The 12,862-nt window shown below is 61.3% G+C and carries 12 protein-coding genes; 5 read left to right on the top strand and 7 right to left on the bottom strand.

The window, feature by feature from the left end; all coding sequences use genetic code 11:
* Positions 1 to 361 precede the first annotated feature (361 nt).
* The gene (locus HV670_RS13820) at positions 362 to 2,023 is read left to right on the top strand and encodes a SulP family inorganic anion transporter (RefSeq protein WP_246257381.1); all 1,662 of its coding nucleotides are present in this window, start codon (positions 362 to 364) and stop codon (positions 2,021 to 2,023) included.
* Positions 2,024 to 2,127: 104 nt separating this feature from the next.
* Here HV670_RS13820 and HV670_RS13815 read toward each other — a convergent pair whose 3' ends face one another.
* The 4 genes from HV670_RS13815 to HV670_RS13800 form a co-directional block, all read right to left on the bottom strand.
* Positions 2,128 to 2,979 (bottom strand): carbohydrate ABC transporter permease, encoded by an 852-nt coding sequence (locus HV670_RS13815; RefSeq protein ID WP_175105354.1) that lies wholly within the window; start codon positions 2,977 to 2,979, stop codon positions 2,128 to 2,130.
* A gap of 13 nt (positions 2,980 to 2,992) precedes the next feature.
* Positions 2,993 to 3,907, bottom strand: a complete 915-nt coding sequence (locus HV670_RS13810) for a carbohydrate ABC transporter permease (RefSeq protein ID WP_175105353.1) — start codon at positions 3,905 to 3,907, stop codon at positions 2,993 to 2,995.
* 69 nt (positions 3,908 to 3,976) lie between these two features.
* On the bottom strand, positions 3,977 to 5,218 hold the full coding sequence (locus HV670_RS13805) for an ABC transporter substrate-binding protein (protein WP_175105352.1): 1,242 nt from the start codon (positions 5,216 to 5,218) through the stop codon (positions 3,977 to 3,979).
* Between the two features lie 38 nt (positions 5,219 to 5,256).
* Positions 5,257 to 7,251, bottom strand: a complete 1,995-nt coding sequence (locus HV670_RS13800) for a beta-galactosidase (protein ID WP_175105424.1) — start codon at positions 7,249 to 7,251, stop codon at positions 5,257 to 5,259.
* 168 nt (positions 7,252 to 7,419) lie between these two features.
* On the opposite strand from HV670_RS13800, the gene HV670_RS30985 reads away from it, so the two are divergent.
* From HV670_RS30985 to HV670_RS13780, 4 genes are all read left to right on the top strand, one after another.
* Entirely contained in the window at positions 7,420 to 7,599 is a 180-nt protein-coding gene (locus HV670_RS30985; protein WP_425511423.1) for a LacI family DNA-binding transcriptional regulator, read from the top strand.
* A gap of 39 nt (positions 7,600 to 7,638) precedes the next feature.
* The gene (locus HV670_RS13790; RefSeq protein WP_425511422.1) at positions 7,639 to 8,280 is read left to right on the top strand and encodes a GNAT family N-acetyltransferase; all 642 of its coding nucleotides are present in this window, start codon (positions 7,639 to 7,641) and stop codon (positions 8,278 to 8,280) included.
* 2 nt (positions 8,281 to 8,282) lie between these two features.
* Positions 8,283 to 8,678 carry a hypothetical protein gene (locus HV670_RS13785; RefSeq protein ID WP_246257379.1) on the top strand — a complete coding sequence of 132 codons (396 nt, stop codon included), beginning with the start codon at positions 8,283 to 8,285 and terminating at the stop codon, positions 8,676 to 8,678.
* A 175-nt stretch (positions 8,679 to 8,853) separates the two neighbouring features.
* Entirely contained in the window at positions 8,854 to 9,126 is a 273-nt protein-coding gene (locus HV670_RS13780) for a hypothetical protein (RefSeq protein ID WP_175105350.1), read from the top strand.
* Positions 9,127 to 9,215: 89 nt separating this feature from the next.
* Here HV670_RS13780 and HV670_RS13775 read toward each other — a convergent pair whose 3' ends face one another.
* The 3 genes from HV670_RS13775 to HV670_RS13765 all read right to left on the bottom strand — a co-directional run bounded on the left by HV670_RS13775 (position 9,216) and on the right by HV670_RS13765 (position 12,842).
* Complete coding sequence (locus HV670_RS13775; protein ID WP_175105349.1) at positions 9,216 to 10,775, bottom strand: methyl-accepting chemotaxis protein; 1,560 nt, start codon at positions 10,773 to 10,775, stop codon at positions 9,216 to 9,218.
* Between the two features lie 301 nt (positions 10,776 to 11,076).
* Complete coding sequence (locus HV670_RS13770; RefSeq protein WP_175105348.1) at positions 11,077 to 12,426, bottom strand: type II toxin-antitoxin system HipA family toxin; 1,350 nt, start codon at positions 12,424 to 12,426, stop codon at positions 11,077 to 11,079.
* A gap of 2 nt (positions 12,427 to 12,428) precedes the next feature.
* On the bottom strand, positions 12,429 to 12,842 hold the full coding sequence (locus HV670_RS13765; RefSeq protein WP_175105347.1) for a helix-turn-helix transcriptional regulator: 414 nt from the start codon (positions 12,840 to 12,842) through the stop codon (positions 12,429 to 12,431).
* Positions 12,843 to 12,862 lie beyond the last annotated feature (20 nt).

Here is a 12,862-nt window from a genome sequence, read left to right as displayed (position 1 = left end):
CGCCGATTTCTTATTGCCGGTGGCGGGTCCCTGCTGGTGACTGCGCCTGTCCCGTCGTGGCGCTGCCGCACTACCTGCGATAGCGTACGACGGTCAGGGCGGTCACGATATTGGACCAAGGTCGCATTGCTGGTCTTCGTCCCGACGCCTAAATTATGAAAGGATCTTCAAAAAATGCCTTAGGTCAGCATGCGCAGCATGGAGTCGGGAATGGCTATCCGTTTAAGTATATAGCCGCGAGTCCTGACCCTGGCCGCTCCCGTCGACAAGCTCCATGAAGCCAGAATGCGCTAGACGTCAACGAAGGCTTCCTAGCCAGTTGGACCGCCGGCCGCTGCGATTTTCGACGGGCAGTATCCGCATGCCTTTCCCGGAGTGGCTTCGCGATTACAAGAGCGCGTGGTTCAGGCCGGATATCGTCGCGGGGCTGACCGTGGCCGCGGTCGTCATCCCGAAGGCGCTCGCCTATGCGACGATCGCTGGCCTACCGGTTCAGGTCGGTCTGTACACCGCCTTCGTACCGATGCTGATCTATGCCTTGCTGGGAACGTCGCGCGTCCTCAGCGTGAGCACGACGACAACGATCGCGATCCTGGTCGCGAGTGCGCTTGACGGCGTGGCGTCCGCGAACGATACGGCCCGTCTGATGACGGCTTCGGCGACACTGACATGCGTGGTGGGCGCGATCCTGATCGTCGCGAGACTGTTGCGGCTGGGCTTTGTCGCGAATTTCATTTCCGAACCGGTGCTGATCGGCTTCAAAGCAGGCGTCGGGATCGTCATAGTCGTGGACCAGGTGCCGAAACTGCTTGGCATCCATTTTCACAAAGGCTCGTTTCTACACAACCTGCTCGCCATCGTGCAGGGGGTTCCGCAAGCGTCATGGGCCACTGTGGCTGTCGGCGCCGTCATGATCGGCCTTCTGATCGCCATGGAGCGTTTACTCCCGCGTGCGCCTGCGCCATTGATCGCGGTGGCGGCCGGGATTGCCTGCGTGGACCTGTTCGGCCTGTCGGCGTACGGGGTGGAGACGGTGGGCCATGTCCCGACGGGACTGCCTGCGCTCACGTTGCCGGATCTTCCGATGATGATGGCGCTTTGGCCGCCGGCGCTAGGCATCGCTCTGATGAGCTTTACCGAAACCATCGCGGCCGGACGCGCGTTCGCGAAGCGTGGCGAGCCGGTGCCACAGCCAAACGAAGAGTTGCTGGCGACGGGGCTGGCGAATCTTGGTGGCGCGTTTCTGGGCGCCATGGCCGCCGGCGGAGGGACCACGCAGACTGCTGTGAGCCGCTTGTCGGGCGCACGATCTCAACTGTCCGGACTGTTCACCTCGTTAGCCGCGCTTGGCACGATGTTGTTGCTGGCACCTCTCATCGGGCTGATGCCGGAAGCCACGCTGGCCGCAGTGGTCATCGTGTACTCGGTCGGGTTGATCCAGCCGTCGGAGTTCCGGGATATCCTGAAAGTCCGACGCACGGAGTTCATCTGGGCGGTGGTCGCGCTGGTCGGTGTGGTGCTCGTCGGTACACTGGAAGGGATTGTCGTCGCGATCATTCTGTCGCTGGTGGCGCTCGCTCACCAGGTGTCGGATCCACCGGTTCATATTCTTGGCAGGAAGCCCGGCACGAATGTGTTCCGTCCGCAGTCGGGCGAGCATCCCGAGGATGAAACCTTTCCCGGCCTGCTGATGCTGAGGCCGGAGGGGCGAATTTTCTTTGCCAATGCGCAGCGTATCGGCCAGAAGATTAGGTCGCCGATTACCGCGGTGAGGCCGAAGGTGGTGGTGCTCGATCTCGCGGGAGTCTTCGATCTGGAGTACACCGCATTGAAGATGCTGATTGAAGCGGAGAAGAAGTTGCGCGAGGACGAGGGAATCACGGTCTGGCTCGTCGGCCTGAATCCCGGCGTACTGGTGATGGTCCGGCGCTCTCCCTTGGGAGAAACGCTCGGGCACGATCGGATGTTCTTCAGCATGAGCCATGCGGTTGCCAAGTATCACGCCGGTGAGACGGGTGGTTGACGCCACAAGCGCATGTCAACGGAGTCGACGTGAACGGGCGGACGCTATACGATCGGGATCGAGATAAAGCGCGCATGCGTGAATGACAGGAGCTTTCACACCGCTCACCCCTTCGTCGCGCCGAAAGTCAGACCGGCGACGAAATGGCGCTGCATGGCCCAAAAGATCGCGACGGAGGGCAGTGCCGCGAGGATCGACCCCGCCGAGACGAGATTCCATGCAGTGGTCCATTGCCCCTTGAGCGCGGCGACACCGACTGTGATCGGGGCAGCTTCATCACCCTGTGTCAGACACAGCGCCCAGAAGTAGTCATTCCACACGAACGTGAACACCAGCACGGCCAGCGCCGCGAGTGCGGGACGAATCAGCGGCAGCACGATCGTATGGAACACGCGCCATTCACTCGCACCTTCGATGCGCGCCGACTCGACCAGCTCGAAGGGCAACTGCTTGATGAAGTTGCGCAGGAACAGCGTGCAGAACCCGGTCTGGAACGCGGTGTGAAACAGCACGAGCGCCCACACGGTGTTGTAAAGTCCGAGTTGCAGCGACAGATTGCGCACCGGAATCATCAGGATTTGCACTGGCACGAAGTTGCCCGCCACGAAAATGGCAAACAGCAGCGCATTTCCGCGGAATCGGTAGATCGCCAGCGCAAAGCCAGCCATCGACGCCAGCGCGATCGAGGCGAGCACGGACGGCACCGTGATCAGCACGCTGTTCCAGAAGTAGTGCAGCACGGGCGACGTGGTCAGCGCGTCGCGATAATTGGCGATCAGCGAGAGATGCTCGGGCCAGCCCCAATAGTTGCCGCGCGCAAGTTCGTCGGCCGAACGCAGGGAGGTCACGAGCACCGCGAGCATCGGCAGCAGCCAGATGAACAGGGCGATCGGCAAGGAGATCCTGTAGAGCGTGCGGCTCGCCGGCGTCCATTTTTCAATTGGCAGCGGATACATTCTGCATTCTCCTTCAGCGTTCGTTCCGCAACATCCGGCGCAGGTGGTAGACGATATAGACGAGCATGATCGCGAACAGCACGACGGCGATCGCCGCCGAGTAGCCGATCCGGTAGTACTTGATCGCCTGGTCGTACATGAAATAGGCGAGCACGGTCGAACTCTCGTATGGGCCGCCGCCGCTCATCACCGCAATCAGGTCGAAGCTGCGCAAGGCGCCGATGATCGTCACGACGATCGCCATGAAGGTCGCCGGCCGCAACTCAGGCAGCACGACATGCCAGAGCATCTTCCAGCGTTGCGCACCATCGATGCGCGCGGCTTCGAGCACTTCGTTGTTGATCGACGTCAGGCCGGTCAGATAGAGAATCATGCAGTAAGCAGTCTGCGGCCAGAGCGCGGCGAAGATGATCCCGAAGTTCACGTAGCGCGCATCGCCGAGCACCGGTATGCCATGGCCGAGGATTTTCGCGAGCAGGCCGAAGGTGGGATCGTAAAACCAACTGAAGATCAAGCCGACGACCACGCCCGACAGTACGAATGGTGCGAAGAACAGCGATTTGACCACGCGCATGCCGCGAACTTTCTGGTTCAGGTACAGGGCGACGGCCAGACCCGCGGGCGGGGCGAGCAGGAAACACACGAGCCACAGCACATTGTTCCTGAGCGCGGTGTAGAAGGTCGGCGCGCGGAACAGTTCGACATAGTTGCCGAGCCCGACGAAGGTCTTGTCGGCCATGCCGTCCCAGTCGTAGAAGCTGAGCCAGATCGATGAAAGGATCGGATAGACGACATAGACCGCCACCATCAGGCAGGCCGGCAACAGAAACAGGAAGGCGGCGCGACGGTGGCTGCCGGCATAACGATCGCGTCGACGGGCGGGTTCTCGGCCCGGCGCGTGCGCCAGCGTATGCGGGATGGTCGGCATGTATCCTCCTGAAGCCCTGCCGGGTGCACGCGCGTGAACGCGGCAACCGGCAGGCAATGCGGATGCCGCTCAGGACTTGTGGTAAATCCGCTTGCGGGTCACTTCGAGCTGGGCGAGCAAGGCATCGATCTTGGTCGGATCGGCGATGAACTGTTGCATGGCCTTCATGCCTTCGTCCGCCATTTCCTTGGTCATGTCGCGATCGTAGAACTGCGCGATGCCGCCCTTCGTACCGGACAGGATCTGGAAACCGATCTTGTTGATCGGATCGGCCGGCGCAGGCGACTTGCTGTTCGCCGGCAAGGAGCCGAGCCCTTCGGCAAGCCGTGCACTGATTTCAGGCGTACCCACGAAGGCGATGAACTTGCGTGCCTCGGCCTTGTGCTTGGCCTTCGACGGAATGTTCAGGCACTCGATGGGACCGTCTTCCGCGGTCGGCACTTTCGAATCGATGATCGGAAACTGGAAATAGCCCATCTGCTCCTTCACGCTTGCCGGAAAACCCGCCGAGATGAAGGTGCCCATCAGCATCATCGCCGCCTTGCCCTGGAACAGGAAAGGCTGGGCGGCATCGAGATCGTACGACAGCGAGTTGTCGATGAAGTCCTTGTCGTCGATGAGTTGCTTCCATGTGGTGTAGACCTTCTTCACACGCGCATCGGTGTAGGGCACGTCGCCGGCCATCAGCTCCTGGTGGAATGCGTTGCCGTTGAGTCGCAGATCGAGATAGTCGAACCAGCCCGCAAGTGTCCATGCATCCCGGCCCGCGACGGCGATCGGCGTGATACCGGCGGCCTTGAGTTTTTTCGCGGCGTCGAGGAATTCATCCCATGTCTTCGGCTCGGCTGCGATGCCGGCCTTCTGGAACAAGTCCTTGCGATAGAACATGCCCCACGAGTAGTAGACCGTCGGCAAGGCGTATTGCTTGCCATTGAACGTCGAGGCCTCCTTGGTCGACGCGTATGCGTCGCTCCAGCCGTTCTTTGCCCAGTCGGTGCTCAGGTCCTCGAGCAGGTTGCGCCGAGCGTAATACTTCATGCGTTCGCCGTTGTGCCAGTTGACGATGTCCGGTGCGACGGTCGACAGCCACTGCGGCAGCTGGACCTTGTACGCTTCCTCGTCGATATACGAAGCCTTGACCTCGATATCGGGGTTGGCCTTGTGAAAATCATCGAACACCGACTGCCAGACAGCGCGCTGACTGGCCCCCTTGAACGCGACATTCACGTCGAGTTCACCCGCATGCACAGCGCTTGCCAGACCCACTGCGGCGAACGTCGCGGCAATGACCGCCAACCGAAACTTCCTCATGCTCGTGTCTCCTGTCAATGTTTTTGTCGATGTTCGCGTCACGACGCTGCGGCGGCTGTCGCCTCCTTCACTTGTCCGGGCTGGCCAAGCGCGGCCGGCCGGAATACCGTCACCTGCTGCGGGCCGACCTGGGCTTCTCCGAACAGCAACGTCGCGTCGGGCGGCACGGCATAAGTCGAATCGCCATAGTTGAAGACAAACGTCAGGCCCGCACGGCGCGCGAGGCGCACGCCCTCGTCGAGCCTTTCGACCTGCAGGCCCGCGGCGCGCGCGGCATCGCGCATCACGGCGCGCGTGGTCGCTTCATCGAAGAGACTGCCGAGGTAGAAACAGTGGGAATGGCGGATCACCGCGGCGCCGCCGTCCGGGTAGGTCGACAGTACGGCGGCCTCGACCGGCACCTCGATGAACTCGCGCCAGTGATGAGCCGTGCCGGGTTTGCCCTGGTACATCAACTCGAGCGCGGTATTCGGCCGCAACGATTCGACCCGCCAGATGCGCAAGGGCAGGAGGGCGGTGAGGGGGCCTGGCGGCAGGTTCGAGGGAATCGACAATACGTCGGTCTTCGAGCCGGTCCGCGGCCCGAAAACGAGCTGCGCACCGCTTTGGCCGAGACGCGTGACGAAGTCGTCGCTGACGATTGCCATCGACGGAACGACGATCAGGCGATAGCCGTCGAACGAGGCCTCCTTCGAAACGATATCGACATCGAGCCCGAGCGAACGTAGCGCCGAGTAGTATTCGAACGCGAAGCGCGTGTAGTTGAAGTCGATGCCTTGCGGCTGGATGTCCAGCAGCCATTTCGACTGATAGTCGAACACGAGCGCGACTTTCGAGTGAGGCTGCTCGAGCGTCGCCGGCAATACGGCGATCTCGCTTGCGACCTGACGCGCTTCGCCGGCCCCGATGTCGGGCTGGTTGTCAGGTGTGTTCAGGCCCGCATGCATCTGTTCCTGTGCGAACGGCACTTGCCGCCAGCGAAAATATGAGACGCAGCCCGCGCCGTGCGCGAACGCTTCCCAGCTCCAGGTCCGGACCATGCCCGGCAGCGGTGCCGGATTCCAGCGCGCCCAGTTCACCGGGCCCGGCTGCTGCTCCATGACCCAGAACGGTTGCCTGGACATGCCGCGATAGAGATCATGGTTGAAGGAGGTGTAGTCGGGATGGCCGGTGCGCAGCCAGCGCGCCTTGGTCGGCGCATCGAACCACGCTTCTTCGAGGCCACCGAGCGGATAGCTGTCCCACGCGGCCACATCGAGGTCCGCCGCGACGCGGTAGTGATCGAACTCGGAGAATAGCTGCATGAAGTTATGCACGACCGGGCGGCCCGGCGAATGCTCGCGGACGATCTCGACCTGCATCCGGTTGAAGCGCACGACCTCGTCCGAAGCGAAACGGCGGTAGTCGAGACGATGGGCGGGATGCGCCTCGGTGACTGTGCCGACCGGGGCATCGATCTCGTCGAACGTGCGGTACTCCATGCTCCAGAACACCGTGCCCCACGCTTCGTTGAGTGCCTGGATCGTTCCGTAACGCGTGGCAAGCCATTGCCGAAAGCGCGTGACTGCATGCTTCGAATACGACAGCACCGTGGAGTGGCAGCCGAACTCATTGTCGATTTGCCAGGCCGAGACAGCCGGATGCTGGCCGTAGCGTTGGGCAACCTGGCGCGCGATCTTGCCGGCCGCCTCAAAGTATTCAGGCGACGAGAAATCGTAGTGACGGCGCGAACCGAATGCCCGGGTATGTCCGTCGGCGCCGACCGGGAGGATCTGCGGGTGGGCGTCGATCAGCCATTTAGGGGGCGTGGCGGTCGGCGTGCACATCACGATCTTGAGACCGGCTCCGGCAAGCCTCTCGATCGCGCGATCGAGCCAGGCCCAGTCGTACTGGCCGGGCGAGGGCTCCATGCGGCTCCAGGCGAACTCCGCGATGCGGACCTGCTCGATGCCGAGCTCGCGCATGCGTTGCGCATCGGCTTGCCAAATTGATTCGGGCCATTGCTCGGGGTAATAGCAGACGCCGAGACGCAGATCGGACATGAGGGGAGTTCTCCAGGACGATGCGCTAAATCTGTGGCGCAGAATGTAGCCCAAGCGTTAAACGCGGCTCAAGAACAATTAGGTAGGGCGCACGCCTTTACGATGGTGCAGAGCCGTACTATTTCGAGAATATGACCTCACTGATCGAAGCCGCTTGCCATGCCGGGGGTTACGCCGGCGACTGTTTCGAACGCGATGCGCGATCGTGGTAAGGTCGGTGCGACGATGCGCAAGCGTGTACTTGCGGCAGTTGCAGAGAATTCGGCCACCGGCCGAAGCTGGCCATGCGCCGTACCTCCAATTTTTGCGACATTTTTTCTTGCGACGCACAAACGGTGAACCCTACACTGGGCGTGGAAAGATTGCACCGAGAGTGTCATGTCGAAATCGCTCGAACTCGTCAAAACCCTTGTGTGGGCCGCACACGGCTGTCGCGGTATGGATCGCCTGGTGTTGCGTCGCTTCGATCCGGCTCGTGATTCGCTCGATGAACTGACTGAGATACTGCACCGATCGTTCGCCCGACTTGGGGCGATGGGGCTCAATTGCACCTGTGTGGATCAGTCTTGTCGAACGACGCTTGAGCGGCTCACACGCGGCGACTGCTATGTCGCCGTATGTGACGATCGCCTCGTCGGGACCATGACATTGAACGAGCCCGATGAAAACGCGCGCTGTGAGCTTTACAGGCGCAAGGACGTCGCCAGCATCCATCAGTTAGGCGTCGATCCAGCGTATCAGGGCAGGGGAATCGGCAAGTCGCTGCTCGCACTCGCCGAGGGCTGGGCAGCGATACGCGGCTACAAAGTGCTTGCACTCGACACACCGTCGCCCGCATCCCACCTGATCTCGTTTTACGAAGGCAGGGGTTTCGGCATCGCCGGCTCGGCCCATTTCGAAGGCAAGCACTATGTCAGTGCGATCCTGAGCAAGACGGTCGCGTCCACGCGCGGGCTGGCACTGGCTACCTACGTGCCCGATGCCGAAAAATCGCAGGCGAGCGACATGCGCGCCGCATGACAATGAACGACAAAACTCCCCTCAAAGACCACTCGCGCAAATACCTCACGCTGATCGTGCCATCCAGAACAGTCATGCGACTGAGGGGAATGCTGAAGGTCATTCTTGCCTCGATCATCGCCAACGAGATTCTGATGACGGCGTTCCTGTACCTCGCGGGGATGATCGACCCGAACGTACCGCACAGGGTCGTGTCGGTGTTCAGTTTTGTCACGTGCTTCCTCGTCGGCTCGTGGCTCCAGTCGGATGCGCGACGCGCGTACTCCATGGCTCGCGAGAAGGGCCTCATCGCACCGGTCGACGATACCCACCGGTCACTGGGCATCACCGCGGATTGCCCTAAGCGATGGCTGGTGATCCTGCACATCGAATTGAACCCCGCGGCAGTCGGCCTTTGATGCGCGCTGCCTCGATCTCCAGGCCAGGTTTGGGCAGGCGCGCTTGCTCGTGAGACACGAGAGGCAGGTTACACTTCGGTCTTCGGAAAGGCCCGACGCGGCATTTCCGAAATGACGAGAGCGATCGGCAACGACCGGCGCCTGAAGAAGTACAGACCAATGCTACGAGAACATCATGAAGAAAATACTTTTCACCGGGGTTGTGATGGGTATGGTCGCGGCTGTTTACGCACAGTCGTCGGACGACGGACAGTCGGGAACGCAACAGCACGGCTGGGGCGCGAGTACCCAGTCATCGGATTCCGGTCCGCATGGTTGGAGCGACAGTAAAGCGAGCGCCGAGAATGGACGTATGACAGAGCACGGTTGGGTTCCGCCGGTCAAGAAAGACTGCTCGTTCAACGGTGCCGAGATCTCGGGGAGCGCGCAACTGCGTTGCATGAAATAGCGGCATCTGATGCCGACTGCCGCGGGTTCTTACGCGGCGCCGCAGCCGGCAACTGCGCCTTGCAGGATGCCGGCCGCCTCAACGCAGGATCAATGCGTGCGGAAGACCCCCACGGCAGTCCGCAACTCGCGGGACTGCTGGTCGAGCGACAGCGCTGCTGTTGACGTTTGTTCCACAAGTGCCGCGTTTTGCTGCGTCGTCTCATCCATATGAGCGACGGCGCGGCCGACCTCGTCGACACCCGAGGCCTGTTCGATCGATGCCTGCGCAATCTCGTTGACGATGCCGTTGACGCGGCGCACGGAAGTCAGGATCTGCGACATCGCACCCGCCGCACCCTCGATTTCGGCCGCACCTTCATGGACACGCTTCACCGAGTTGCCGATCAATACCTTGATCTCCTTCGCCGCGCTCGACGAACGCTGGGCCAGCGAGCGTACCTCGGTCGCCACCACCGCGAAGCCGCGCCCTTGCTCGCCCGCCCGCGCAGCTTCGACCGCCGCGTTGAGCGCGAGAATATTCGTCTGGAACGCGATGCCCTCGATCACCGACGTGATGTCCGCGATCTTGTTCGATTCCGCCGTGATGCCGCTCATGGTTTGCACGATTCCTTGAACCATGTCACTGCCACGCTCGACTTCGGTGGCCGTCGTCGAAGCGAGCGTGCTCGCCTGCTGCGCATTGGCCGCGTTGTTGCGCACGGTGCCGGTGACCTGTTCCATCGATGCCGCGGTCTGTTGCAGCGATTGCGCCTGGCTTTCCGTGCGCTGCGAGAGATCGGCGCTACCTAGCGCGATCTGTTGGCTTGCCGACGACACACCGTCGGCATGGTGCAGTACGTCGTTCACTACCGTGCGAAGCGCGGCCTGCATGCGGCTCAGCGATGCCAGGATGCTGTCGGTGTCGCCGGCGCGCAGGGTGACCGGTACGGCAAGATTGCCGTCGCCGATTGCATTCGTGATTCGCTTGACGTCGTCCGGCTCGCCGCCGAGCGCGCGCGTAATGCTGCGAGTGATCGTCCAGGCGACCATCGCACCGAATGCGATCGCCACGGCGGTCAAGGTCAGCATCAGGAATTCGAAGTGCACGCCGATGGAGCGTGCCTTCTTGCCCTGAATTTCGTTCAGGGTTTCTTCCATGTCGATAAAGCCGTTGACCGCGGCGAGCCAATCGACGAAGGCAGGGCGCGCTTTCTCGAGTACCTCCTGCCTCGCCCCGTCCGTGTCGCCGGCTTTTTGCAGGGCGATCACGTCATGCATGAGCGGCATCGCTTTCGCTTCGGCAGCCTTGATCTTCGCGAGCTGCTGGCGTTCCTCGTCAGACACGGGCATGCTGGAATTGAAGAACTTGTCCAAAGGCTCGGCGGATGCCTGGTAGTCCGCTTCGAGCCGCGCGACGTGTGCGATCACCGATGGCAGTTCGGCGGCCGAGACCAGCGTCAGGTCACGAACCGCGATCGACCGGTCATGGACGCTGCCGCGAAAATTGATCGCGTAGCGTTCCTTGACGCTGTTCACGTCGTTGATTGTCGTCAGGCTTGAATTAATGTGGTTGACCTGAACGATGCCGACCGTTGTGAGGATCACCAGGGCGAGGAGCAAGACAGAGAAGCCGCCTGCGATCCGTGTTCCGACTGAAGTTGTTTTCATGAGGTGGGGGGGTAGGGACTTCGGCGCTTGCGACGCAACGGGAATCTGTTTGTGTTATCGGCCGGTTACGGGAAAACTTTAGGGAAAACCCTTAAAACGGGCGTCCAGTGGGCTGTGGCGGCGCACTGAAGGCGCCGCGATGGGTGACTCGTGTGTCCGTCCCTCATTCGAAGGTGGCGTCGATGCTCAGCAGACCGCCGGTCCCCTTCGGCCGATTCTGGTTATTGGCGTATTAATTTATCGGTTTGGCTCAACATCTTCCGGGCAATCAAAGAGATTTGATGCCCGTTCGCCAATTTGGTTACGAAGCGGTCATCTGGGACATTTTTGCCAATCTGGTGCTTTCCTTCCTGATGCCGGACAAGATGGCATCCGCAAGTTCATCAGGGAAGCCCGAAGGCAAATGAGCTTCTACGGAACCGATTACCTTATCCGTCGAGTCGACGACGTCTTCCATGATTTCCTTGGCAATGCCGTCCCCAAGCTTCACCTGACGCGCTTGCGCGATCCAGTGGCGAGGCTGGATTTTGTCGATCAGATAGTGATGGCTGCTGCCGCGTACCGCCATCGCGAGCTTCGCTTTCTGCCGGGCTATCCGGTTTCGACCGCTGCCGATGATCGGGTGCGCGGAAAGTACGTCATAGAGCGGGGTAGATCGATAGAGGCCGCCCGGCAGATGGGCAATACTGAAATTCTTGGCGTGGCCATCGGTTGCGGCAAGCAGCCAGAACACCATCTGTGCCTTGAAAAAATGACGTCTGTCCTGATTCGCGTTTTCCGATCCGAGCAGCAGATCCATGATTGCGGCGATGCCAGGCCCTCCATCCGCTTGGTACTTGTGCAAAGGAGACGTACCTGTGGCCTGGCACATGTCCTCCTGCGGAAGGCGAACAATCCAGCTTCCATCAACGGACAACCTGCGGTCGAAGCGTTCGACGATGAGTACCTTCTGATCTTCGAAACTGGCGATTTCGCAGGGAGCAACAGGTAGGCCGTATGCGGCTACGATTCTCGAGCAAAGCCACTCGTTTTCGACGGAGGTTCGCATGTCCGCCTGCATGTTGCCTACCAGGCCGAGCGGCAGCTTGAAGATATGGGTGGTCGGCGTGCTGCCTGCCGGAAGGAGCCACTGCCCGTCATGCCGCAGAAGCGCCGTTTTCTCCTGTGCGCCGGCAATCGATATTCGCAAATCTTCGTCATGATCATATTGTCCGAGCGGCGCCGCGCTCGTCGCATTGCGCAGTAGACGCGCGATGTCAGCTTCGGCCAACGGCTCTCCCGCAATGCCATAGAGATCCGCCGGACTATCTTCTGGAGCGAGCAGTTGTATGGCGCCGACGCAGTCCCGGCCCAGGGCGGCCAGGAGGTCGAAGGGCCGGGTGCTTCCCGTCTGGTGACGTTGCGCCAGCCGGCGCCGGATTGCATCACTGTCCGGCAGCAGGTTGTCGAAGAAGGCGGTGACAAGCTCGCCGCGATAAGGCTGATTGCCGGGGGTAAAGGGAAGCGACAGCGAGAGGGGGCGGCCTTGATCGTCGGCGATCCATTCGTCGAAATAGCCTAGACCTTCCCCGTCCCGGCCTTTTTCCCAGTAGCCCACTGGAATGCCGTTCATCCAGAGATTGAGTCGCTGCGTACGAGATTGACGGCGCATGCTTACCAATTTTCCTTCTTCTTCATTGCGACGACGACGGGGGGAGGCCGGGTCGGGGCGGCCGCTTTTGCGGCTTGTGTCTTGACCCCGGTCGTCCGGGGCTGGCGGTTTTCCTTCTTCCGACTCACCCGTGTCTGATCGGCGCTACTAGCGCGTTTTGCCACGAGTTTGGCAGCGGGTTCGGCCTTGGACTGCGGAGATGCCGCATACGATAGCTGTATGTCAACATCCAGCAGACGCAGGATCTTGAACAGCCGCTCCACGCTCGCAGATGCCGGTTTGGCCTCCAGTTGGGCATAGCTTTGCTGGGTGATTCCCAAGCGCTCCGCCATCGCCGCCTGGGTCAGGCCGGCCGCCTTGCGAAAACCCTGCAGGATGGGGCGAAGCTGGCTTAGCGTCTTGACGGGATAGTCCATTGCCTCCTCCGGCCACGTCT

It is taken from the genome of Pararobbsia alpina (assembly GCF_902859895.1).
Taxonomy (GTDB): domain Bacteria; phylum Pseudomonadota; class Gammaproteobacteria; order Burkholderiales; family Burkholderiaceae; genus Pararobbsia; species Pararobbsia alpina.
Note: the sequence above shows the minus strand (reverse complement) of the source record. Positions and strands in the feature narration are given on the sequence as shown.